General features: G+C 62.1%; 25 protein-coding genes, 3 tRNA genes and 1 pseudogene. 11 read left to right on the forward strand and 18 right to left on the reverse strand.

Annotation, left to right across the window (positions count from 1 at the left end):
• Positions 1 to 71: 71 nt before the first annotated feature.
• The 7 genes from NKG95_RS30385 to NKG95_RS30415 form a co-directional block, all read right to left on the reverse strand.
• Positions 72 to 1,667, reverse strand: a complete 1,596-nt coding sequence (locus NKG95_RS30385) for a DEAD/DEAH box helicase (protein ID WP_353043305.1) — start codon at positions 1,665 to 1,667, stop codon at positions 72 to 74.
• 190 nt (positions 1,668 to 1,857) lie between these two features.
• Positions 1,858 to 2,631 (reverse strand): NAD kinase, encoded by a 774-nt coding sequence (locus NKG95_RS30390; RefSeq protein WP_352496188.1) that lies wholly within the window; start codon positions 2,629 to 2,631, stop codon positions 1,858 to 1,860.
• A gap of 449 nt (positions 2,632 to 3,080) precedes the next feature.
• Positions 3,081 to 3,839: an MBL fold metallo-hydrolase gene (locus NKG95_RS30395; RefSeq protein WP_352844912.1), complete on the reverse strand. Its 759-nt coding sequence runs from the start codon at positions 3,837 to 3,839 to the stop codon at positions 3,081 to 3,083.
• Positions 3,840 to 3,841: 2 nt separating this feature from the next.
• The gene (locus NKG95_RS30400) at positions 3,842 to 4,906 is read right to left on the reverse strand and encodes an ABC transporter ATP-binding protein (protein ID WP_353043306.1); all 1,065 of its coding nucleotides are present in this window, start codon (positions 4,904 to 4,906) and stop codon (positions 3,842 to 3,844) included.
• Positions 4,903 to 5,685: an ABC transporter permease gene (locus tag NKG95_RS30405; protein ID WP_353043307.1), complete on the reverse strand. Its 783-nt coding sequence runs from the start codon at positions 5,683 to 5,685 to the stop codon at positions 4,903 to 4,905. The genes NKG95_RS30400 and NKG95_RS30405 overlap by 4 nt, the downstream gene beginning before the upstream one ends.
• Before the next feature lie 2 nt (positions 5,686 to 5,687).
• Positions 5,688 to 6,530: an ABC transporter permease gene (locus NKG95_RS30410; RefSeq protein WP_502913997.1), complete on the reverse strand. Its 843-nt coding sequence runs from the start codon at positions 6,528 to 6,530 to the stop codon at positions 5,688 to 5,690.
• A 13-nt stretch (positions 6,531 to 6,543) separates the two neighbouring features.
• A complete protein-coding gene (locus tag NKG95_RS30415; protein ID WP_353043308.1) occupies positions 6,544 to 7,650 on the reverse strand; it encodes a polyamine ABC transporter substrate-binding protein in 1,107 nt (368 codons plus the stop codon).
• A gap of 91 nt (positions 7,651 to 7,741) precedes the next feature.
• On the opposite strand from NKG95_RS30415, the gene NKG95_RS30420 reads away from it, so the two are divergent.
• Entirely contained in the window at positions 7,742 to 8,356 is a 615-nt protein-coding gene (locus NKG95_RS30420) for a TetR/AcrR family transcriptional regulator (RefSeq protein WP_353043309.1), read from the forward strand.
• A gap of 6 nt (positions 8,357 to 8,362) precedes the next feature.
• Here the strand turns inward: NKG95_RS30420 and NKG95_RS30425 are convergent, their stop codons facing one another.
• The 4 genes from NKG95_RS30425 to NKG95_RS30440 all read right to left on the reverse strand — a co-directional run bounded on the left by NKG95_RS30425 (position 8,363) and on the right by NKG95_RS30440 (position 10,053).
• Positions 8,363 to 9,001, reverse strand: coding sequence for a cupin domain-containing protein (locus NKG95_RS30425; protein ID WP_353043310.1), 639 nt, complete (start codon positions 8,999 to 9,001; stop codon positions 8,363 to 8,365).
• Between the two features lie 114 nt (positions 9,002 to 9,115).
• Positions 9,116 to 9,313 (reverse strand): hypothetical protein, encoded by a 198-nt coding sequence (locus NKG95_RS30430; protein ID WP_352496180.1) that lies wholly within the window; start codon positions 9,311 to 9,313, stop codon positions 9,116 to 9,118.
• Positions 9,314 to 9,587: 274 nt separating this feature from the next.
• Positions 9,588 to 9,827, reverse strand: a complete 240-nt coding sequence (locus NKG95_RS30435; protein ID WP_352859709.1) for a hypothetical protein — start codon at positions 9,825 to 9,827, stop codon at positions 9,588 to 9,590.
• A gap of 150 nt (positions 9,828 to 9,977) precedes the next feature.
• Positions 9,978 to 10,053 (reverse strand) — tRNA-Thr (locus NKG95_RS30440).
• Between the two features lie 156 nt (positions 10,054 to 10,209).
• Between NKG95_RS30440 and NKG95_RS30445 the strand changes: the two genes are divergently transcribed.
• The 3 genes from NKG95_RS30445 (at position 10,210) to NKG95_RS30455 (ending at position 11,715) form a co-directional block, all read left to right on the forward strand.
• Positions 10,210 to 10,377, forward strand: a complete 168-nt coding sequence (locus NKG95_RS30445; protein WP_292661863.1) for a hypothetical protein — start codon at positions 10,210 to 10,212, stop codon at positions 10,375 to 10,377.
• Between the two features lie 183 nt (positions 10,378 to 10,560).
• Positions 10,561 to 10,860: a BA14K family protein gene (locus NKG95_RS30450; protein ID WP_352859712.1), complete on the forward strand. Its 300-nt coding sequence runs from the start codon at positions 10,561 to 10,563 to the stop codon at positions 10,858 to 10,860.
• A gap of 498 nt (positions 10,861 to 11,358) precedes the next feature.
• The gene (locus tag NKG95_RS30455; RefSeq protein WP_023717507.1) at positions 11,359 to 11,715 is read left to right on the forward strand and encodes a hypothetical protein; all 357 of its coding nucleotides are present in this window, start codon (positions 11,359 to 11,361) and stop codon (positions 11,713 to 11,715) included.
• A gap of 40 nt (positions 11,716 to 11,755) precedes the next feature.
• On the opposite strand, the gene bhcR is transcribed toward NKG95_RS30455, so the two are convergent.
• Complete coding sequence (gene bhcR, locus NKG95_RS30460) at positions 11,756 to 12,613, reverse strand: HTH-type transcriptional regulator BhcR (RefSeq protein WP_352484570.1); 858 nt, start codon at positions 12,611 to 12,613, stop codon at positions 11,756 to 11,758.
• 202 nt (positions 12,614 to 12,815) lie between these two features.
• On the opposite strand from bhcR, the gene gcl reads away from it, so the two are divergent.
• From gcl to NKG95_RS30475, 3 genes are all read left to right on the forward strand, one after another.
• Positions 12,816 to 14,597: a glyoxylate carboligase gene (gcl, locus tag NKG95_RS30465; RefSeq protein ID WP_353043311.1), complete on the forward strand. Its 1,782-nt coding sequence runs from the start codon at positions 12,816 to 12,818 to the stop codon at positions 14,595 to 14,597.
• 23 nt (positions 14,598 to 14,620) lie between these two features.
• Positions 14,621 to 15,418 (forward strand): hydroxypyruvate isomerase, encoded by a 798-nt coding sequence (hyi, locus tag NKG95_RS30470; RefSeq protein ID WP_353043312.1) that lies wholly within the window; start codon positions 14,621 to 14,623, stop codon positions 15,416 to 15,418.
• Between the two features lie 228 nt (positions 15,419 to 15,646).
• On the forward strand, positions 15,647 to 16,534 hold the full coding sequence (locus NKG95_RS30475) for a 2-hydroxy-3-oxopropionate reductase (RefSeq protein WP_353043313.1): 888 nt from the start codon (positions 15,647 to 15,649) through the stop codon (positions 16,532 to 16,534).
• 79 nt (positions 16,535 to 16,613) lie between these two features.
• On the opposite strand, the gene NKG95_RS30480 is transcribed toward NKG95_RS30475, so the two are convergent.
• Positions 16,614 to 17,468 (reverse strand): TrmH family RNA methyltransferase, encoded by an 855-nt coding sequence (locus NKG95_RS30480; RefSeq protein WP_353043314.1) that lies wholly within the window; start codon positions 17,466 to 17,468, stop codon positions 16,614 to 16,616.
• A 201-nt stretch (positions 17,469 to 17,669) separates the two neighbouring features.
• Here NKG95_RS30480 and NKG95_RS30485 point away from each other — a divergent pair.
• Positions 17,670 to 17,754: transfer RNA gene (locus NKG95_RS30485), tRNA-Tyr, on the forward strand.
• Positions 17,755 to 17,821: 67 nt separating this feature from the next.
• Positions 17,822 to 17,895: transfer RNA gene (locus NKG95_RS30490), tRNA-Gly, on the forward strand.
• A gap of 178 nt (positions 17,896 to 18,073) precedes the next feature.
• Here NKG95_RS30490 and NKG95_RS30495 read toward each other — a convergent pair.
• Positions 18,074 to 18,541, reverse strand: a complete 468-nt coding sequence (locus NKG95_RS30495; protein WP_023717512.1) for a YidB family protein — start codon at positions 18,539 to 18,541, stop codon at positions 18,074 to 18,076.
• Positions 18,542 to 18,700: 159 nt separating this feature from the next.
• On the opposite strand from NKG95_RS30495, the gene NKG95_RS30500 reads away from it, so the two are divergent.
• Entirely contained in the window at positions 18,701 to 18,958 is a 258-nt protein-coding gene (locus NKG95_RS30500) for a GlsB/YeaQ/YmgE family stress response membrane protein (protein WP_023717513.1), read from the forward strand.
• A gap of 45 nt (positions 18,959 to 19,003) precedes the next feature.
• Here NKG95_RS30500 and NKG95_RS30505 read toward each other — a convergent pair whose 3' ends face one another.
• The 4 genes from NKG95_RS30505 to NKG95_RS30520 all read right to left on the reverse strand — a co-directional run bounded on the left by NKG95_RS30505 (position 19,004) and on the right by NKG95_RS30520 (position 22,411).
• Positions 19,004 to 19,627, reverse strand: a complete 624-nt coding sequence (locus NKG95_RS30505; protein WP_353043315.1) for a peptidoglycan recognition protein family protein — start codon at positions 19,625 to 19,627, stop codon at positions 19,004 to 19,006.
• A gap of 141 nt (positions 19,628 to 19,768) precedes the next feature.
• Positions 19,769 to 20,218, reverse strand: a complete 450-nt coding sequence (locus tag NKG95_RS30510) for a GFA family protein (protein WP_023717515.1) — start codon at positions 20,216 to 20,218, stop codon at positions 19,769 to 19,771.
• Between the two features lie 19 nt (positions 20,219 to 20,237).
• A complete protein-coding gene (locus NKG95_RS30515; protein ID WP_352643576.1) occupies positions 20,238 to 21,125 on the reverse strand; it encodes a DMT family transporter in 888 nt (295 codons plus the stop codon).
• Between the two features lie 80 nt (positions 21,126 to 21,205).
• Positions 21,206 to 22,411, reverse strand: a complete 1,206-nt coding sequence (locus tag NKG95_RS30520; RefSeq protein WP_353043316.1) for a glycosyltransferase family 87 protein — start codon at positions 22,409 to 22,411, stop codon at positions 21,206 to 21,208.
• Between the two features lie 300 nt (positions 22,412 to 22,711).
• Between NKG95_RS30520 and NKG95_RS30525 the strand changes: the two are divergent.
• A pseudogene (locus NKG95_RS30525) lies at positions 22,712 to 22,796 on the forward strand (GTP-binding protein); the annotation flags it as partial.

Genomic DNA, 22,796 nt, shown 5'->3' on the forward strand with positions numbered 1-22,796 from the left:
AGCGTGAGGCGAGGCCGTCTTATGCCGGCTTCGTGCTTCGCGCGTCGGCGGGACGCGCGAGCGCTGTGGTATCAGACCTTGGCGACGATCCGCATGAAGGCGGGCATGTCATCGCCGAAGCCAACGGTCGCGTCATTGTCTTCCTGGCGCTGGCGGGCAGGCCGCTCGCGCTGCGGCCTGGTGTCGCCGCGTTCGGGCGCGCGCCGTTCGTTGCGATCGGGCGAAGCGTTCCGTTCAGGTGAAGCTTGGCGCTCGCTGTTTTCCGAGCGGATCGCCTCCTTGCGGGTACGCCGCTCGCCGATGTCGGCGACCGCGGCTTCGGCCACGACCGGCTGTTCCTCGCTCACCGCTTCCGGCGTCGTTTCCTCGCCACGCTTGGCGTGGCGTTCACGCGGCTTGCGCTCGCCCCTGTCCTTGGCGCCGTCCTTGCGGCCGGCGCGGCGTGGCGCACCACGGCCACGGCGGGGGGCCTCATCCTCGCCACCCTCGCTGGCGACGACCGTCGACAGGTCGCCGTCATGCCACTCGATCTTGGTGCCGATCAGCCGTTCGATGGCGTCGATGTATTTGGTGTCCGATTTGGTCGCGATGGTGAAGGATTTGCCGGAGCGTCCGGCGCGGCCGGTGCGGCCGATGCGGTGGACATAATCCTCGGCGTGGATCGGCACGTCGTAGTTGAAGACATGGCTGACGTCGGGAATGTCGAGGCCGCGCGCCGCGACGTCCGAAGCGACAAGGTAGCGCAGCTTGCCGTCACGGAAATTGGCCAGCATCTGCATGCGCGCACGCTGGTCCATGTCGCCATGCAGGGCGCCGGCGTCGAAATCATATTTCAGCAGCGAGCGGAACAGCTCCGACACCTCGACCTTGCGGTTGCAGAAGATGATGGCGTTCTTCAGCTCGGCATCCTCGGCCTTCATCAGATTGCGCAACGTCTCGCGCTTGTCCCAAGGCTTTGGCCCGGATTTCACCAGCCGCTGGATGATGTTGGTGGCGGCCGATGCAGCCTTCGACACTTCGACGCGCACCGGCGCGTGCAAGAATTTCTCGGTGAGCTTGGTGATCTCCGGCGGCATCGTCGCCGAGAAGAACAGCGTCTGCCTGGTGAACGGGATCATCTCGCAGATACGCTCGATGTCGGGGATGAAGCCCATGTCGAGCATGCGGTCGGCCTCGTCGATGACGAGGATCTCGACGCCATTGAGCAGGAGCTTGCCGCGCTCGCGATGGTCGAGCAGGCGGCCGGGAGTCGCGATCAGCACGTCGGCGCCGCGCTCGAGCTTCTTGTCCTGCTCGTCGAAGGACACGCCGCCGATCAGCAGCGCGATGTTGAGCTTGTGGTTCTTGCCGTATTTGACGAAGTTTTCCTCGACCTGTGCGGCAAGCTCGCGCGTCGGCTCGAGGATCAGCGTACGCGGCATGCGGGCGCGGGCGCGGCCCTTTTCCAGCCGGGTGAGCATCGGCAGGACGAAGGACGCCGTCTTGCCGGTGCCGGTCTGGGCAATGCCCAGCACGTCCTTGCCGAGCAAGGCGTGCGGGATAGCACCAGCCTGGATCGGCGTCGGCTCGGTGTAGCCGGCATCGGTAACTGCGGAAAGGACCTTCGGCGACAGGCCGAGGTCTGCGAAGGTCAACGCTTCTTGAGCGATCTGGGTGTCTGAGGACAAGTTTGGCTGTCTTTGGCTGGTTCGGGGGCGCAACATAAGCAGTCGCGGCAAGCGCCGCGCGCCTGCAAGATTGGTATTGCAGGTAGGCGCAAGCCTACGATTTGTCAACACAAACGGGCGGCATTGGCGCGATTGTGAAGTCGTAACCTTAATCGCGATGCTTAATTTGCGCAGTGGCTGCTGCGCCGGCTCAGTAGCGGAACTGTTCGGCGAGAATGCGCTCGTTCCACGAATGGTTGGGATCGAACAGCAGCGTCGCCGTCGCCGTCGGCGATTCCCTCACCGTGACCGTCGTCACCGCCTTGACCTCGGTGTGGTCGGCGGCGGCATTCACCGGCCGCTTTTCCGGCTCCAGAATGTCGAAACGCACGATCGCCTTGTTGGACAGCAGCGCGCCGCGCCAGCGGCGCGGACGAAACGGGCTGACCGGGGTCAGCGCCAGCAGCGGAGCGTCGAGCGGCAGGATCGGCCCGTGCGCCGACAGATTATACGCGGTCGAGCCGGCCGGTGTCGCAATCATAACGCCGTCGCAGTGCAATTCCTCCAGCCGCTCTTGCCCATCCACGGTGATGCGGATCTTGGCGGTCTGGTAGGACTGGCGCCAGAGCGCGACCTCGTTGATCGCCAGCGCCGAAATCGTCTCACCCTCCGCCGTCACCGCCTGCATCTCCAGCGGACGGATCGTTTCGGCGACCGCAGCCGCGATGCGCCCGGTCAAGCCGCTGGCGCGGTATTCGTTCATCAGGAAACCGATGGTGCCACGGTTCATGCCGTAGACCCTCTTTCCCGTGCTCATCGTCTCGCGCAGGGTCTGTAGCAGAAAGCCGTCGCCACCGAGCGCCACGACGATCCCGGCATCCTCGACGGATGCCTGGCCGTAGCGTGCCGAAAGGCTTTCCAGCGCTGCATTGGCGTCGGCTGTACCGGATGAGACGAAGGCGAAACGGCTGGCGGTTTTGCTCATGGCTCTCAACGACAACCGATTGGCAACGACCGATTGGTGGCGACCGGTTGCGGGGTCGCGCCAGCGCCGGGTTAGCATGGGCGGGCATTTCTGCAAAGGGAGGGAGGTGTCTTGAGATGGCGGCCAAACAGGGCGCACTCGCGCATCATGTCGGGGGACAAAATGATGTGATGGTTAAGACCTGCCTTAAACTCTCGTAAAGCCGGATCGATCATGTTAGCCGGCAGTGGATGGGCGGCGTGGGGCTAACCAGTCGAGGCCGATCTATTGCCGCTGGCACGCTTGATTATCGTCTTCCTGATGCTGGCAAGTTTTGCCCTGGCTTTCGCGGAACTGGTGCGCCAGTCGGAGGAAAAGAGTTTTAGACCCGAGCCCACGGCCTCACGCTGCGGCGACGCGGCGGGCACACCCTGCCCGCAAAGGGCGCTTTGACGCTACAACGCTAGTCCTTATCGGGCGAGCAGATGGCAGCCGGCCTGGCGCTTTTGCGCGAGATACTCGTCGACAAGCTGGCGATAGCGGACTTTGCCGAAGCTCGGGAAATGCCCGCCATGCACGACCGAGACATCGAGACCGCGCATACGCAGCAGCGTTTCGACATAGTCGTCGATATCGGAGTGATAAACGTCGTCGATCAGCGGGCCGTCATAGATGATGTCGCCGGAAAACAGGATGCCCGTCCTGTTTTCGTAGAGCGCAATGCCGCCGGGTGAATGGCCGGGCGTGTGGATCACCTCGAAGGCACGGTCGCCGAGATCGACGATGTCGCCTTGTTCGAGCAACCGGCCGGCTGGTGCGGGCAGGATCTGGTAGCGCTTCGTATCCCAGCCTTGCGGCATGCCGTCGAACATCTCCTCGGTGGCATAGCGGTCGGCAACCGTCCATTCGTTGCGCGGGTCGGCGAGGATCTCGGCCTCGGCCGGGTGCACGCAGCGGTCGGGAAATTCGTGATGGCAGCCGATATGGTCGAAATGCGTGTGGCTGGCCACGCAGGTGAGCTTGCGTTCCGTGACCAGCGGTACGTGGCGGCGCAGGCTGAAATGGCCGAGGCCGGTGTCGAACAGCAGGTCGCGGTCGCGGCCCCGCACATGCCAGATGTTGCAGCGGAAGAACGGCTTGATCCACGGCTCGTGGATCAGCGTCACGCCATCGCCCATGCGGATGCTCTCGTACCAGTTAGGAGCGTCGATAATTGGAAGCGTGTTCATGTTCAGTCCGCAAGCAGGATGATGTCGCCAGCATCGCACGATACGGCGACCACGTCGCCGGGCTGGACGGCCGATGCGGCGGGAACCTTGGCGATGAAGTGCAGCGCCGGGTCGGTCGTGGAGGTCCCCAGCACACGCTTGAAGCTACCCTGGAAGACGACGTCGCTGACCTTGATCATGCCAAGCGCTACAGCGCCGCCGATCGCACCGAGGACAAGATGCTCCGGCCGGATAGCCAGCGCAACCGTCGAGCCGGCCGGCAATGTGCCGGCCAGGGAGAGCGACCCAAGCTTCGTGGTGACGGTGATTTTGCCGCTCTTCGCCTCCGTCACCGTTCCCGATAACAGCGTGCTTTCGCCCATGAAGGTCGCGGAAAAGCGCGTCGCCGGCCGTGCATAGACGCGCTCGGGCGGTCCTTCATCCTCGATGCGCCCGTCATTCATCACCACGCAATGGTCGGCCAGCGCCATCGCCTCTTCCTGGTCGTGGGTGACGTGGATGAAGGCGGTGCCGACACGCTTCTGGATCGCCTTCAACTCGTCCTGCATCTGCCGGCGCAATTTGAGGTCGAGCGCACCGAGCGGCTCGTCGAGCAGGAGCACCGCCGGCTCGACCACCAGGGCGCGCGCCAGTGCCACGCGCTGCCGCTGCCCGCCGGAAAGCTGGTGCGGCTTCTTGTCGAAGGCGGTGGCGAGGCCAACCAGCGCCAGCGCCTCGCGCGCCCTTGCTGCCCGGGTTGCGCCATTGACACCCTGCATGCGCAGCCCGAAGCCGACATTGCTGCCGACGCTCATATGTGGGAACAGCGCATAGTCCTGGAACACGGTCGTCGTCGGCCGCTTCGCCGGTGGTACTGCGGTGCAGTCCTCGCCGCGGATCAGCACCTTGCCTTCGCTCGGCATGACGAAGCCGCCGAGAATGGACAAAAGCGTCGTCTTGCCGGAGCCGGACGGCCCAAGCAGGATCGTGTAGCTGCCCGGCTCGATCGTCAGCGAGACGTTCTTCAGCACAATGTGCTGGCCGAAGCGATGCGAGACAGAGCTTATATCGACCAGTGGCGCCGTCATGCCGGCTTCCTCCGCAACAGCATCAGCTCGAACAATACCACCAACACGATGGAGACGGCGAAGACCAGCGAGCCGACGGCGTTGGTCTTGGGATTGAGACCGGAGCGCAGCAGGTTCCAGATCTCGACAGGCAGCGTCGTGTCGAAGCGCGTCAACAGGAACGAGATGACGAATTCGTCCCAGGAGAAGGTCATCGACAGGAAGAAACCGGCGAAGATCGCCGGCGCCATCACAGGCACGGTGATCAGCAGCAGCACCTTCCATTCGGGCGCGCCGAGGTCGCGCGCGGCGCGCTCGATATTGATCTGGTGGTCGCCCATCTGACTGTAGACCATGGCAAAGCACAGCGGCAGGTTGATCACGACATGGCCGATGCCGGCGGCAAGAAGCGACTTCGGCACGCCGGCCCAGTTGAACAGCACCAGCAGCCCCATGCCGATGATGAGATAGCTGACGGTCAGTGGCAGCGTGATCAGTCCACGCATCAGGCCCGAGCCCGGCAAGGCGAAGCGTGCAAAACCCCAGGCCGAGAGAAAGCCGAGCGTGACGGCGACAGCCGAAGAGAGGACGGCAACCAGCAGCGAGTTGACCAGCGCCGAGGTGAGCCGCGTATCGGCGAGCACGGCCTCGTACCAGCGCAGCGACGGCCCCGTGAAGGGCGGGATCGGAAACGACGTCGCCTGCAGCGAAAACAGTATCAGCACAACCACCGGCAGGAAGATGAAGCCGTAGATGGCGATGGCGTAAAGGCCGGAGACGAGGCGGATGAGAGCGCGCATGGTCAAGCCCGCTCGATCTTCAGCCAGCGGGCGCAGGCGAGATAGGCAACGGTGACGACCGCCATCAGGATGATCGACAGCGCCGAGGCGAGCGGAAAGTCGCCGCGCCGGCCGATCTGCATCATGACGAGCTGCGGCATCAAAAGCTCGTTGTTGCCGCCGAGGATCTGCGGCGTGATGTAGTCGCCGATGCACAGCACAAAGGTGAGGAAGGCGCCGACCATGATGCCAGGCAGCGTCAGCGGCAGAACGACATGCAGGAATGTCCGGATCGGCCCGGCGCCGAGGTCGGCGGCGGCCTTGCGGTAGCTCGGGCTGAGCTGCTTCAGATTGGCAAAGATCGTCAGCGTCAACAGCATGACGAAGAAATGCACGAAGCCGGTGACGGTGGCGAAACGCGTATTGGCAAGCTGCAGCGGTTCGCTGAACAGGCCGGAGCCGGTCAGCGCGCGGTTGACGACGCCGTTCTGCGCCAGCACCAGCAGCCACGAATAGGAGCGCACGACATAGGAGGTCCAGAACGGCAGCACCGCCAGCATCAGCGCCAGCCGCTGCCAGCGCTCCGGCACCTGCTCGGCCAGGATCCAGGCGAAGGGATAGGCAAGCAGCACCGAGATCACGGTGACGATGGCCGTGACCTGCAGCGAATTCACCATCGCCTGCCAGTAGGACGGATTGGCAAAAAACTGGCTGTAGTTGGATAGCGTGAAGCCGCCGCCTTCATGCGCCGTCAGGCTGGATACCGCCATGGCGACGAAGGGCAGCACGAAGAACAGCAGCGTCCAGCCGAGCGCCGGCGTGACCAGCGCCCAGGGCAGGGCACGCCCGCTGTTGGCGGCGTTCACGACCGGCAGCCGGTCATTGCGCCTGCAGCATTTCGGTCCAGACGTCCTGCATCTTCTTGTCGAGATCGGCGTTGGGCGCCGGATAGGACTGCGCGCGGGCGAGGAATTCCGGCTGCTCGTCGAAGCGCAGGATCTTCTTCTGCTCGTCGCTCAACGCCGCCTTGCTGTTGGCCGGCATGCCCCAATAGCAGGACGAGGTGGCGAGCCGCGCCTGGCCTTCGGGGCTCATAATGTACTGGATGAATTTAAGCGCCAGCTCCTTGTTCTTGGAATCCTTGAACATTGCCAGCGACTGCGACCACAGAACGGCGCCTTCTTTCGGGATAGAGAAGTCCAGCGCAGGGTTTTCCTTGGCTAGCCCCGCTGTCACCCATTCGCCGCCGCCGACCAGAATGTCGACCTCGCCGGTCGCCAGCGCCGTCTGGCTGGCGGTCACTTCGCCGACGAGCTTAGCGTTGGCCTTCATCTTCAAAAGTTCGGCCTTGATGGCGGGAAGGTCGGCTTCGGTCAGTTCCGCCGTCTTCTTGCCGATCGCCAGTGCGGCCATGCCGATGACCGGCAGGTAATAATCGTAGATGGCGATCTTGCCCTTGTATTTGTCGCCGGTCAGCGCGGCAAGCGACTGCATGTCGGCCGGGTCGACCTTGGTCTTGTTGTAGCCGATCGTGTTGTAGCCGAACTTTTCGGTGATGCCGTAGCGCTTGCCGTCGACCACGGTGGAACTGTCCATCTTCACCTGCGGGAACAGGTCGGCCAGCGGCAGCTTGTCTTCCGGTAGCGGTTCGAACAGGCCTTGTTCGACGCCCCGCGGTACGTCGATGCTGTCGATCACCATCACGTCCCAGTCGCCGGGCTGGGACTGTTCGACGATCGCCAGGCCGGCGCCTGTGCCTTCGAACTCCTTGACATTGACCTTGACGCCGTTCGCCTCCTCGAACGGCTGCAACAGCGCCGGATCGGCGTGATCGCACCAGATCAGCGCGTTGAGGTGCTGCGCCTGAGCGAGGCTGCCCGCCGCCAGCAGCAGTGCTGCCGCGGCACACGCGCCCTGGAGATGGCTCTTCAGAACGGAAAGCGGATTCCTGACGGTTGGATTGGCGGTCTTTGGATTGACGGACATCGAGTGTTCTCCCTTGCCTTTTTGGCTTGTAGCAAAAAATTGAACCAATTCTAAAATTGAGTCAATTCTGTTTTTGTGGCAAACAGCCGCTATGAGCGGATTGCGGGCAAGGCAGAAGGCGGATCGGCACCGCCGCATCATCGAGGCGGCGGCGGCGCTTTTCCGCGATGCCGGTTATGAAGGCGCCAAGATCGAGACGATTGCCGCGCAGGCTGAAGTCTCGGTCGGCACGATCTACAATTATTATCAGAACAAGGGCGACATCCTTGGCGCCATCGTTTCGATGGAGGTCAACGAGGTGCTCAATGCCGGGCGCGGTGTCGTCGCCAACCCGCCGGCAAATATCGGCGACGCGCTGGACACGCTGCTCGGCATCTATATCGAGCACTCGCTGCATTACCTCAGCAAGGAGATGTGGCGGCAGGCGATGGCGATCTCGACACAGCTGCCGGACAGCCCGTTCGGCCAGGCCTATACCGCGCTAGACCGCGCACTGACCGAGCAGATCCGTGCGCTGATCGCCAGGCTACAGGTGCTCGGCCTGGTGCGCCGCGACATCGACGGGACGGCGCTGGGCGAACTCATCTTCAACAACATGAACATGATGTTCATCGAGTTCGTGAAGCGCGAGGAGGCGAGGATGGCCGAACTGCGCACTGCGATACGGCGGCAGAATAGGATATTGGTGGCGGCGATTGGGGTTTGACTGCAGTCACCCAGCCGAAAGACCTGCCCGAGCGAGGGCTTCGGGCGCCGGCGTGACGTGCCCGTGCGGCTTGCAATAGCCGGGGTCGATCGCGCGATAGCCGAGCAGATGGCCGAGTGGCGCCAGGATCCCCAGCGCCACTCGCTGAATCGCAGGTGGCGGGTGCGTGAAGACGATAACGTCGGCAAATTCCCTGGCGATGACCGCCGCCTGAAGCGGCGAAGGCCTGCCTTTTTTGTCCACCTTGCCGGCATTGGCCAGGCCGAAGAGCATGCCAATCAGCAGCTCGAAACGGTTCGGGTCGATATCGTCCGCACCTGGCGCCCGGTCGACTTCGACCAGGACATGCGCTTCTTCGGTTTTGCTGCTGTTCCACCAATCATGTGCGACGCCTGCTTCGATCGCGGCGGATTGGCCAGGCCCCAGAGACAAAGTCTTTCCGGCGATGCAAGCGTCGAGCCGGCCGCCGAGGACGGTAAACCGTTCCGTCAGGTTCGGGTGGAAGTGCTCGCCCACCACTGCGGCCCCCGGCCGAGCGGTCAGATGGGCGATGCCAGGTCCCTGGCCGCGGTCTTCTGTGCCACGCAGGATGACGGCATATTCGCCGGTCACCTTGTTCTCGTAGACATCTCCACAGCGTGACATGGATCAGCTCGTGGTTTCATAGCATCAGTGCCGCCAACTATACGTTGAAGGCCTGGTGCTTCAACGGTTACAGGCGATCGCGAGCGCCGGCCTCGTTAACACAGGCACGACGCTCTACCGAATATGCTTAGGTGGCCGCGCTCGCGGAAACGGCACGACCGTCAGTGGCGCCTTGCGGAATTCCGCGATGGCTATTTCTTCAATCAGCGCGTCGAGGGCCTCGTTGACGCGTCGGCTCGTTTCATCCGCGCCGCAGAGGCGGTTTTGTGCGCACTCCAAAAGCTCGCGCGCCGCGGCGAAATCGCTTCGCATGACAACACCCTTTGGTTTTTGGCCCGCCGCACCGACATTGTCGGCGCGCTTAATTGAGCGAGTGCTAATATACACAGGGGCAATTTAATCGAATGGTACGAGATGGCCGAGGCCGGGAGAGCGGGCCGAAACGACGGCTCTGCAACGGCGGCGACACGCCCGAGCTCAGCGTCTCCAGATACGAGATGCTAACTCGTTGTCTGGCGATAGATTTTGCCAGCGATTTCACGGAAGTTTCTGGTGACCCGACGAGGACGGTCCCGACACTTACGCCCTAATACGATCTTGGGCGGCTTAGATATTCTCTTGCGGCGGCAATCTGGCGTCGATGCTCGCGAAGGAAGGCCGCGCCGAAACAAATCGCAAAGGCCAGTACGGAAAGGCTTGTCGTTGCTCTTGATGCTGGATCGGGATCGGGACTTATCAGGAAACGGAAACCAAGCGCGAAGGCGAAGACGACAAGGCCGCCAAACATACCGTTGATGAAGGGGGCGGTCGTGCGTTTCTGCTCCAACGAAGACTCCTAGGTTTTCCGCTAGGGAACTATGGTTTCCGCTAGGGAATATATGCGTTGAAGCTGATGTGCTACCGATCTGACGGCCCCGGCCTGTGGATATCGGGGACGAGCAGATATCAAGCGCCCCGGAGGTCTCAAGAAGCGCACTGGTGCCCCCGGACGGAATCGAACCGCCGACCTTCGGTTTACAAAACCGCTGCTCTACCAGCTGAGCTACAAGGGCACGGCGCTCGGGTTAGCATATTTGCTGCGCCAGTAAAGACAAAACTCCGTTTTCGGCTGCCGCGACCGCGCCGGTTCTGCCGTCAGGGCGTCCTGAAAACGGCCAATTCGCTTCCTATATTGATCGAAGGTGCAATCGCATCAGCGAGGCTGTCGCATGATCAGGTTTGTCATCATTCTCCCGCTCGTCGTTGTGGCCTGGGTTCTCCTGGTGAAGCTCGTCAAGGATCTGAAGCGCGCCAATATCGACTGGACCGGCGTCACCACCATCATCGGCTTCATCGCGCTCGCCTTCTGGCTTCGCCATATCACCGGCATGGGCTGAGGCCTGCCGATTGTTCCGGTGAACTGTCGACCGGCGACCGTTCGTGGTCGCGCGGCTGACGCATCAGGCCGGGCGATTTCTCCCTTTGAGAAAAATCCAAAAAGATCTTCGAACCTTTTTCCTTGTCGCGACGACTGATGGTCAAGAGGCGGTTGGATCGCCTCTCACAACAAGGAGATCGTCATGTTCAAGCGCACCATCGTTTCCGGCCTCGTCGCCACCACCGTCGCCGCCGCCATGCTGGTTGGTACGGTTCAGCCTTCGGCCGCCCATCACAAGCACAAGCACCTCGGCATCGGCATTGCTGCAGGTGTCGGCGGCTTCTTGCTCGGCAGCGCGCTCGCCCAGCCGCGCACCGTCTATATCGAGGAAGACGGCGGCTCCTGGCATGTCCGGCGCTGCCTCAATCGCTACCAGAGCTACGACCCGTACTCGGACACCTATGTCGGGTACGACGGTTATCGCCATCGCTGCCACCTTTGAGAGCCACTACCGCCCGCTTTGAGAGGAGGTGACCGTTTCAGGCAACCGGAAGAAGGGGCATCCCACCGCCCCTTTTTCTGTATGTCTGAGTTCCTATTCGAATGGTCGACTGCCAATGTCGGCATAGCTCATCATTTTTGAATTGGGCGCCGTCGACGAAACTGCCAATCTCCCCCCTTGCGGGGGGAGATGCCCGGCAGGGCAGAGGGGGGTGCTGCCCCGCACTACTTGTCAATAGATGACAGTCAAGCCTACGCCAATTCCCAGTTGGAGTGGCTGAACATCGACGTCGGCGATCCTTCGCACCCCCGTCTGTCCTGCCGGACATCTCCCCCGCAAGGGGGGAGATTGGATTGCCGCACGGCTTTCGCCAATCGCCAACACTGAAAACTGCCTTATCCCGCCGTTCGGCTCTTGCCGATGTACAGGGGTTTCCCAGCAGCCTAATCTACAAGCCGAACAGCAATCTACTGCCGAGCCGAAACAGGGAGAGGGCGCTTGGGCGAGCACGATCCGAACGAAGAGCCGATCGAGACGATTTTCCGCAACGGCACAATCACCACCGTCGGCATCCTGCTGGCGTTCTCGCTGGGCTTCATCACGCATTGGGCCGCCAACCCGATACCATGGGAAATCTATCACCTGGCCGCCGTCGTGCCGATTTTGATCGGCATTGCCCTGCAGATACGAGCGCTGCGGTTGCTGCTCGACATAACGTGTCTACAACGGCGCGTTTATGAACGCGCCAATCGCATCTTCATTGCCGGCCTCATCTTCACCGCCTGCGGAGTTGGGCTGGCGATGCTGCTTGATTTCTACGACCTATCGACCAAGAGCGCGGTGCCCGGGGCCTAGCTCTGGCCATCCTGGCAGATGTCGCACCATTCGGCGCTGGTCAGCGCTGCCATGCGCTCGGTTCGCTGCCAAGGCCGGGAGGGGTCGGCAGGCCGCCGATCATCCTCGTCACCTCCGCAGCTGCATCGCGCACCAACGGGCCGATCTCGGCCAGCCGTTCCGGCGTGACCCGCACCGTCGGCCCGGAGACTGAAACGCCGCCAATCGGCTCGCCGAACTCGTTGAAGATGGCGGCGGCAACGCAGCGCATGCCCGGATGCCGCTCCTCGTCGTCTACTGACCAGCCGCGCAGCTTGATCGTCACCAGGTCGCGGGCGAGAGCCGAGATGTCGGACAGCGTGTTTTCAGTGAAGCGCTCCAGCCCGGCCCGGCGCAGGATAGTGGCGACGCGCTCCGGCTCGAGATGCGCCAGCACCGCCTTGCCGATGCCCGAGGCGTGGAAAGAACTGCGCGTGCCCGGCCGGAAGAAGGCGCGGATCGCCTGGTGCGTCTCGACCTGGCTGACGAAGACGACGCAATCGTCCTCGGCGACACCGAGATTGGCGGTCTCGCCGGTCTTCTCCATCAATTCCTGCATGACGATGCGGGCGCGATCGACCAGCTTGCGGCGGCGCAGGAACGCCGCGCCCATGCGATAGGTCTCGACGCCGATCGACCACAGCTGGTCGGTGCCGTCGAACTCGACCATGCCATGGTTCTCCAGCGTCGTCAGCATGCGGTAGGCGGTGGATGCCGGCAGACTGGAGCTGGCGGCGATCTCGCTCAGCGACAGGCCACTGCCGTCGGCCACGATTGCCAGGATGCGAAGCGCCCGGTCCAGCGACTGCACCGAAGCGGCCTCGGACGGTCCGTTGAAGGCGCGCGGCCGGCCGCGCTGGCGTTTTTCGGTGGTTTCCATGGATCCATTCTTCCCCTGTTCGCCCAAGCAAGCAATGAAAAAGTTTTTCATCGATTTGCGAAGCGAATTCATGGAAAACAGAAAGGCTAATCAATTCAATTCACAAGAGCCGCTCTCTAGAAATGAAAAAATATTCTGAAAAAATTGAAAAATAGTCGGCGCACTGGCATCATCGGCCATCAACAATTCCGTGGAGGCTGACATGGCCAAGATGCGCGCAGTCGACGCAGCGGTTCTCGTCCTCGAAAAGGAAGGCATTTCCTGTGCCTTCGGCGTGCCGGGTGCTGCGATCAACCCGCTTTATTCGGCGCTGAAGGCGAGGGGCAGTATCCGCCACATCCTTGCGCGGCACGTCGAGGCGGCTTCGCATATGGCCGAAGGATTTACCCGCGCCAGATCGGGCAATATCGGTCTGTGCATCGGCACTTCGGGTCCCGCCGGCACCGACATGATCACCGGCCTCTATTCGGCCGCTGCCGATTCCATCCCGATCCTCTGCATCACCGGGCAGGCGCCGCGGGCTCGCCTCAACAAAGAGGATTTCCAGGCTGTCGACATCGCCGCCATCGCCGCGCCCGTCGCCAAATGGGCTGTTACCGTCATGGAACCCTATCTGGTGCCGATGGCGTTGCAGAAGGCGTTCCATCTGATGCGCTCGTCGCGGCCGGGGCCGGTTCTCGTTGATCTGCCGGTCGATGTGCAACTGGCTGAGATCGAGTTCGACATCGATGCTTATGAGCCGCTGGTGCCGTTCAAGCCGGCAATGTCGCGCGCTCAGGCGGAGAAGGCCCTGAAAATGCTCAATGCGGCCGACAAGCCGCTGATCGTCGCCGGTGGCGGCATCATCAACGCCGATGCGTCGGACCTGTTGATCGAATTCGCCGAAGTCACCGGCGTGCCTGTCATTCCGACGCTGATGGGCTGGGGCGCGATCCCCGACGACCACCGCCTGATGGCTGGCATGTGCGGGCTGCAGACCTCGCACCGCTACGGCAATGCGACGATGCTCGAAGCCGATTTCGTATTAGGCATCGGCAACCGCTGGGCCAACCGCCACACCGGTTCGGTCGACGTCTACACCAAGGGCAAGAAATTCATCCACGTCGATATCGAACCGACGCAGATCGGCCGCGTCTTCGCGCCGGACCTTGGCGTCGTCTCGGACGCCGGTGCGGCGCTTAAAATGCTGCTCGACGTCGCCACCGAATGGAGGACGGCCGGGAAATTGCGCGACTGGTCGGGCTGGGCCGGCGAATGCCGGCAGCGCAAGAAGACGATGAAGCGCAAGACGCATTTCGACCAGGTGCCGTTGAAGCCGCAGCGCGTCTACGAGGAGATGAACAAGGCGTTCGGCCGCGACACCACCTACGTCACCACGATCGGCCTGTCGCAGATCGCCGGGGCGCAGTTCCTGCATGTCTACAAGCCGCGCAACTGGATCAACTGCGGCCAGGCCGGCCCGCTCGGCTGGACATTGCCGGCGGCGCTCGGCGTTCGCGCCGCCGATCCGGACCGCACCATTGTCGCACTTTCCGGCGACTATGATTTCCAGTTCATGATCGAGGAACTGGCAGCCGGCGCGCAGCACAGATTGCCCTACATCCATGTCGTGGTGAACAATGCCTATCTCGGCCTGATCCGCCAGGCGCAGCGCGGTTTTTCGATGGACTTCGAAGTCAGCCTGGCCTTCGAGAACGTCAACCGCAAAGACGAGCCTGAGGCGGGCTATGGCGTCGATCACGTCGCCGTTGCCGAGGCGATGGGCTGCAAGGCGGTCCGGGTGCGCCGGCCGGAGGAATTCGCCGGTGCCTTCGAGGAGGCGCAGCGCCTGATGAACGAGCACCAGGTTCCGGTTGTGCTCGAATTCATCCTCGAGCGCGTCACCAACGTTTCGATGGGCACCGAAATCGACAAGATCACCGAGTTCGAGGAGCTTGCCGAGCATCACGAAGACGCGCCGACGGCGATCGTCATGCTCGACTAGCTGTTTTATGAGGAATTACTGCCATGCCACGGTTTTCAGCCAATCTTTCGATGCTCTTTGGCGAGCACGACTTCCTCGACCGCTTCGATGCCGCCGCCCGAGCGGGCTTTAGGGGTGTCGAGTATATCGGCCCCTATGACCATGCGCCGGATGTCGTTGCGGCAAGGTTGAAGCAGAACGGGTTGACGCAGGTCCTGTTCAACCTGCCTGCCGGTGACTGGGCCAAGGGCGAGCGCGGCATCGCGATCCTGCCGGACCGCATCCCGGAGTTCCGGCAAGGCATTGCCAAGGTCGTCACCTACGCGCACGCGCTGGGTTGCGAGCAGGTCAATTGCCTCGCCGGCATCGCGCCGCAGGGCGTCGATCGCTCCGTGCTGGAAGACGTCTTCGCCGAAAATCTGGCTTTCGCGGCGGAAAAGCTGGAGCAGGCCGGCATCCGGCTGCTGATCGAGCCGATCAACATCCGCGATATCCCGGGCTTCTTCCTGAATTACTCGGACCAGGCGCTGGCGCTGATCGACCGCGTCGGCTCGAAGAACCTGTTCCTGCAATACGACATCTATCACATGCAGATCATGGAGGGGGATCTCGCCCGGACCATCGAGGCAAACCTCAACCGCATCGCGCATATCCAGCTTGCGGACAATCCTGGCCGTCATGAGCCGGGGACGGGCGAGATCAATTTTCCTTTTTTATACAATCACATCGACAGGATCGGGTACCCCGGCTGGGTCGGGGCGGAGTACAAGCCGAAGGGCGGAACGGAAGCCGGGCTCGGGTGGTTTCGGGACGGGGCCGGGCAGGGGAGTGCGGCGGCATAGACGCTACGTATCGCACGTCGCGTTCCTGCGCGCCCCCCTCTGGCCTGCCGGCCATCTCCCCCACAAGGAGGGAGATTGGATGTCACCGCCGCTTTCGCCAATTTTCGAGGTCGGGAAAGTTTAAGGGCCGGAGCGCGAACTGCCGATCTCCCCACTCGTGGGGGAGATGGCGGGCAGGCCAGAGGGGGGCGCGCAGGAACGCCGCCTTAACAAGAAACGGAGAAAGACATGGAAACCATCGGCTTCATCGGACTCGGCATTATGGGCGCGCCGATGGCGGGGCATCTGCTCAATGCTGGCTATCACCTCGTCGCCAGCGACCACCGCTCGAAACCGCCGGCGGATCTGGTCACCAGGGGATTAAAGACCATCACCGGCCATGACGCCGTCGCCCGTGCCGCCGACATTATCATCACCATGGTTCCCGACACACCGCAGGTCGCCGACGTGCTGTTCGGCCAAAACGGCGTCGCATCCGGCCTGAAAAGAGGCAAGCTGGTCATCGACATGAGCTCGATCTCGCCGATCGAGACCAAGGCCTTTGCAAGAAAGGTCAACGATCTCGGCTGCGACTATCTCGATGCGCCGGTGTCGGGCGGCGAGGTCGGCGCCAAAGCGGCATCGCTGACCATCATGGTCGGCGGCGAGGAAACAGCCTTCGAACGCGCCAGGCCCATCTTCGAGAGGATGGGCAAGAACATCACTTTGGTCGGGCCCAACGGCGTCGGCCAGACCACCAAGGTCGCCAATCAGATCGTCGTCGCGCTGACCATCGAGGCCGTCGCCGAAGCGCTTGTCTTTGCTTCAAAAGCCGGCGCCGACCCGGCCAAGGTCAGGCAAGCGCTGATGGGCGGGCTGGCCGCCTCGCGCATTCTCGAAGTGCACGGCGAGCGCATGATCAAGCGCAGCTTCGCACCCGGCTTCCGCATCGAACTCCACCAGAAGGATCTCAATCTCGCGCTGGAAGGCGCGAAAGCCCTCGGCGTGGCGCTGCCCAACACCTCAACGACGCAGCAATTGTTCAATTCCTGCGCCGCTAATGGCGGGGCCAAGGAGGATCACTCGGCGCTTGTTCGAGCGCTGGAGCGGATGGCGGGATGTGAAGTAGGGAAGTAGGGAATAGGAGAGAATAAGGGAGTAGAGACGTGCAGTTAGCGAATACCGTGAATATGCTTTCCCCTACTCCCTTATTCCCCTATTCCCTAACTAGAAACTTCCTCGCCGCATAAAGCGCCACCGCCGCCGCATTCGACACGTTGAGCGAGCGGACGGCGCCGGGCATGTCGAGCCGGGCCAGCGTCGTCACCGTCTCGCGCGTCTTCTGGCGCAGGCCCTTGCCTTCGGCGCCGAGCACCAGCGCTATTCTGTCGCCGGAAAAACTCTTTTCAAGCTCCGCCGGTCCATCCGAATCGAGACCGATGGTCTGGAATCCGGCATCGTGCAGCTGGCCGAGCGCATCGGCGAGGTTCTTTACCTCGATCTGGTCGATATGCTCGAGCGCGCCGGAGGCCGACTTCGCCAGCACGCCGGATTCCTGCGGGCTGTGGCGCGCCGTGGTGATCAGTGCGCCGGCACCGAAGGCCACCGCCGAGCGCAGGATCGCGCCGACATTGTGCGGATCGGTGATCTGGTCGAGCACCAGCACCAACCTGGTGTCGCCGAGCGCATCGAGGCGTTTCGGTTTCAGCGGCTCGGCCTCGATCAGCACGCCCTGGTGCACGGCATCCGAGCCGGTGACCTTGTCGATGTCCCTGGGTTCGACCAACTCCGCCTTGAAGGGCAAAGCGCCGAGATCGGCGATTGCCAGCCGCTCGGCAGCGTTGCGCGTCACCAGCATTTTCTTGATCTTGCGGCGCGGATTGTCGAGTGCGGCCCGCACCGTGTGCAGCCCGTAAAGCCGCACCAGCCCGTCCGCCGCGTTCTCGCCGGGCGGCACCGGCTGGCGTGGCCTGAACGCCGGCGCGCCGCCGCTCTTCTCGTCGCGATGCGCGCGGCGCAGCTTGGCGTAGTGGGTATCTTTCGGGGTCTTCGATTTGTTATCGTTGCTCATGGCGGCCTCTATAGCCATGTCGTCCGGCGATGGATACAGCTGCACAAGGTGCTTGTCAGGCGAGGTGCGAAATTCAGCGCTTTTTGCCGGGCTGTTGTGGTTGACAGTTTTGGGCGCTGCCGCCATAAGGCGCTTCGCGGAAGGGCTGCTTTGGCGGCCGCGACGCGTCGATGCCTCGTTGCATGGCTCCGGCGGCAGACTGGAGAGGTGCCCGAGTGGTTAAAGGGGACGGACTGTAAATCCGTTGGCTATGCCTACGTTGGTTCAAATCCAACCCTCTCCACCACTGCCGGCCCGGAAGCCCTGAAACGCAGAGCGAGCGTCGGAGCGTATCCGATGCTTGACTGAAAGGCGCGGGTATAGCTCAGTGGTAGAGCAGCAGCCTTCCAAGCTGAATATGCGGGTTCGATTCCCGCTACCCGCTCCAGATTTCCCGCAGCCGCGGCGTCCCTCGCGCACGATCCTGAAGCAGGCACTGCCAAGTGAAGCGCTTTGCCGATAATTCAAAGTGTTGGTTGCGCGTCCAGACGGACGCGCAACGACCTTAATCCGTTGTTTTATGCATGTCGTTGTACCAAACCGCAGGCGGTGTTGGGCGACATGCCTTAACTCGCGAATTTGCTGAATATGGACGCGAGCTGGTTCTGCTGCGGCACTTGCCCGTTCGGCGTCAGCTGGTCGACAAGCCCTGGCAAGGCTGCGGACAGTTGCTTGAGCAGGTCCTGCTGGTTCAGCCCCGTCCTTTGCGCGATCTCCTGAATGATTTGTGGCCCGAGAGCGCTGCCCAGATCGCTGGGGTTGATCGGCTGGTTCTGACCGGTACCGACCCACGAATTGGCGACGTTGCCGTGGCCGGCGTCCTTCAGTTTGTCGAGCAGGCCGCCCAGACCGCCGAGCAGGCCGCCATCGGCGGATGCTGTTGTATCAGGCGGGACGGGGGCAGGGCTTTGCGTTGCCTCCGGCTGGGCGGAACTTCCACCGCTCAGCATTTTTCCCACCAAAAGTGCGCCGAGCGCGATCATCAGCGGCTTGGCGACGTTGCCGCCGGGAACGGCATTGTCAAACAGTCCCATTGTGGATCTCCATGTCAAATTGCCCGTCCGTCTCCGACAATGACGCATCCATGGCGAATTTCAAGCCGGTTTGAGCTTTCCGTAATCATGATTTTCAAGTTGGCTTGAGCTTTGCTTAATAATGTGGAAGTAATCGAGCGCGGGGAACGGAGAGGAAAAATGTCAATATTAAGCTGGATTATTCTCGGCGTCATCGCCGGCTTCATAGGCAGCAAGATCGTCAATAAAAGCGGGCAAGGCCTTGTGCTCGACATCGTGCTCGGGATTGTCGGGGCCATCGTCGGAGGGCTCATCTTCAGCGCGTTTGGCGCGTCGGGCGTTACCGGGCTCAACATCTATAGCCTGATCGTAGCCGTGGTCGGTGCCGTGGTTGTCCTCTGGGCCTATCATCAGTTCAGCGGCAAGAGGGCTCTATAGAAGCCGTCCGGCAGTTGCGTCGGCATTCGGGTGAATGCCGACCGCCTATCTGATCCTTCTGAGGATTTCGCGGATCAGCGTGTTGAGGCCGGCTTCCAGCCCTCTCACCATGATCGGCCATAGTTCCTCCAGCAATCGCTGCCATACGGCATCCCGCCCAATCCTCACCGGCAGATTTGGCATCGAGCTCATTGCCGCCGTCACGTCGCGGCGCAGCCGCTCGCCGCAGCCGCTTGCGCCGCTGATCGTCGGATCGAAAGGCAGCCGGGTGAAATCCCATTTTCCGCGTTGCTCGATGCCGAGATTGCTTTCGACCTCGGCGTGCGAGAGCACCGTTTTGGGCGTGACCTTGATGCGGTAATGTTTGCAGAGTTCGGCGACAACCGCGGTCATCGCGTCCCACTGCGCCCTGGTCATCGGATAGCGGCCGGCATCGAACGGCCTTTCCTCCGCCCCGGCCATGCAACAGAGCGAAACCCCGATCGAGCCGCCGTTGCAGTTGAGCGTGTGCGCGGCATATCCCGGTTTTACCCGGCCGGAATTGAGCGCGATCGAAGGCCGGCCCCTGACCAGACGGCCATTCCCCTCGACCAGTATGTGATATGCATCCTTGTCGGTATCGCCGGCCGAATGCGAGCCCGCCGTCCAATGGCAAATGACGCGCCTCATCGCAACATTGGGCAACCACTCGGGCGGTAATGCCACAGAAATCCCCGCGACATAGGTTCGGTGACGGAGCACAGTATAGTTTCTTTGGCGACGGACGCGAAAACGAAACGATAATTTGGTTGAGCGTTTTCTAACGGTCAGCTATTCGTCGGCATCTCCAGCGACCACGTGTTCTTCATATTGCGGCAGGTCGTCGGTGATCGTGAACCACTTCGCCTTGGAGCCGACAAAGATGTGCTGCGTCGGGCGGATGGTCGGCTCGTCGACCAGGGTTCCCATGGCGACATGCACGAAGGCACCGCCGCGGACCACCGAATAGAGCAACGAGCCGCAAGTCTTGCAGTGCGCGTTATGGCCGGTTTCGTCGCCGAAGATCATGAGATTGTCCTCGCCCCTGGTCAGGCTCAGCCTGTCGCGTTCGATGCCGGCGAATGGCTTGAACGCCGAACCGGTGGTGCGCCGGCAGTTCGAGCAGTGGCAGTTCGCGGCATAGATGAACGCGTCCGCCACCGCATACTGAACGGCGCCGCACAGGCACTTTCCGGTGAGCGTGCGGTTGCTTGCATTCTGGTTGCTTTCCGGGCTTGCCATGCGCTTCTCCACTTCCGCTCTAGGCGACGACAGTCAACCGGCGCTTGCGCTCGTCGAGCGAGACGATTGTCAACCCGCTGGCCACCACCAGCAGGATACCGCAGATGGCCAGCGCATTCGGGAGTTGCCGGAATACCACCAGGCCCGAAATCACCGCCCAGACGGTGAAGCAATAGTAGAACGGCGCCACCACGCTGGTCGGCCCGACGCGATAGGCCATGAAGATGAAGAAGTGGCCGAAGATCAGGAACAGTCCGGCCCCCGCCATCAGCAGCAGGTGATGGGTTTCAGGCACGACCCACTGCTCGGAAAGCAGATGCGCGACGCCGGCGCCGGCGAGCACCACGACCACCGCGGAAATGGCAACAACCATCCCCGGCACCTCGGCGGCGACCTTGCGTCCCGCCAGATCGCGTGCCGCGGACAGAGCGGCATTGCCCAGCGCCAGCAGGGCGTAGACCGAAATCCCCTGCATCGTCGGTTGTGCCACCATCACCGCGCCGATAAAGCCAAGGCCGATCAGCGCCAGCCGCACCCCGCCGATCCGTTCGCCAAACAGCATCGAGGAGCCGACCAGCATCAGCAACGGCGTGATCTGCCCGAGCGCGGTCGAATCGGCGATCTGCATGTTGGCGAGCGCCACCACGTAGCAAAGGATAGCACCCAGTTCGAGCAGGTTCCTGCGCAACACCTTCGCGTCGAGGATCAGCGGGATCTGCTTGCCATAGCCCAGCATGAACAGCAGCGGAATGCCCCACAATGTTGCCGCAGCGCCGCGCAGGAACAGCACCTCATAGGGCGGCAGTCCCGCGGTTGCGAGCTTCATCATCGTGTCGTTCACGATGTAGGACCCGGTCGAAACGACCATGAACAGCGGGCCTCGGATGGCAGTCGGGATGAAATGCATGGGCCGACGAAATCAGACCGGCGCAGCAGCGGCAATGGGCCAGCGGCAAGCGAACGGATTTCCAGCGGCAATTGAACGGATTATGGCTTCAATTCACGTTGAGCGCTCCAGCCCGCGAAGCCAAGTGTCGGAAAAGCCTGCCATGCGCGGCCGACCACCAGGCCCAATACAAGCAGCGCCGAGAGAAAGGCGGTGGCCAGGTGTTCCGAGGGGCCCGAGACGAGCAGAATGCCGGCAAAGATCACGACAGCGCATTCTTTCGCCGAAAATCCTGATTTTCCCAGAAACGCCAGCGGGATTGCGAGAGCCACGAAATCATAGATGAACGCGTAGGGCGAAGCGAGAATCGTCGCGGTCGCGAGCGCTGCTGCCTTGACGTCGAACGCCACCTTTTGACGCCATATCCAGACAATGCCGGCGCTCAGGACTGCGATGAGCAGGCCCTGCGCGGTCCATGCGAGCGTCCAACTCCACCCAAGCGCGCGGACAAAACCGTAGAGGCTTTGAAGTTTGGAAAAGTCAGCCCTGCCATCGACGAGAATGGTGCCGTTGACCTTGGCGGCGGCATCGAAGAAATCGGACCAAATCTCGGCGCCGAAGAGGCCGATGGAAAGCATGATCATGACGGTGGTGGAAACAGCGGCCCAACCGATCACTCGCCAAAAGCCTCCAGCGATGAGCGCAAGCGGGATCATCAGACCGAATTGCGGCTTATAGGTGAGCAGGCCGAAGCAGAGGCCGGCCAGCGCGGGGCGTTTTTCGATCGAGGCGATGGCTGCGCCAAGCAACGCAGCGGTAATGAAGCCGTTTTGGCCGACCACGGTATTCCAAAGCACGGGGGGCCAGGCCATGGCTGCCAGAATCGCAACGCGTGTGTTCCCGATCAGCCGTATGGCGGCGGCGTAGAGCGTTATCCCGGTCGCCATCCATGCAACCAATGCAGCCGGATAGGATAGCAACGCCAGTGCGGCGGTCACGATCAGGAAAGTCGGAGGATACTGCCATGAAAAATAGCCGTCGAAGGTAGCACCGCTTTCAGCGGTCGAGATGCTCTTGTGCAGGTCCCAATTATAGGCATCGGCGGCATGGCCTTGCAGGACAAGCTTGCCAGCCCCCCAGAATGCGATGAAGTCGGTCGCCAGCGGCCGCCCGTTTTCGTCGAACAGCCAGCTGCCGATCAATATCGAAATGCCAAGCACGCCGATGTAAGTGCAGATCAAGCCGCATATGGCCAGATAGATCAGACGTTGCAGGTTCTGCCCTGTCGCGATGGTGGCAATCCGCATGATGCTCATTTACCCGCAAGTGCCCAGGCGCCATTCTGCTCCAGTGTCATTAAGCCAGTGTCGTTAAGGGAGTGTCATTAAGGGTTTGTGGCGCCACCGGCCTTGGGTCGTGCTCATCTTACATTTCCGTCTTGCCATTCCCATATCGGCCACATCCCCTAAATCGGATCATGGGTTCGAACCGAGTGAGCCGCGCTCAGCCACAAGGCACTTGTGTTTTTCGGCCTTAGTCGCTAATCGCCCCGCATTCGACTGAACTGAAGGTCCAGGCCGTCCTCAGGCCGTCCAAGGAAAGAGACTATGGCAAAAGGTAAATTCGAGCGCACTAAGCCTCATGTGAACATTGGCACGATTGGTCACGTCGACCACGGCAAGACGTCGCTGA

The organism is Mesorhizobium sp. M1423, assembly GCF_040317575.1.
Lineage (GTDB): Bacteria > Pseudomonadota > Alphaproteobacteria > Rhizobiales > Rhizobiaceae > Mesorhizobium.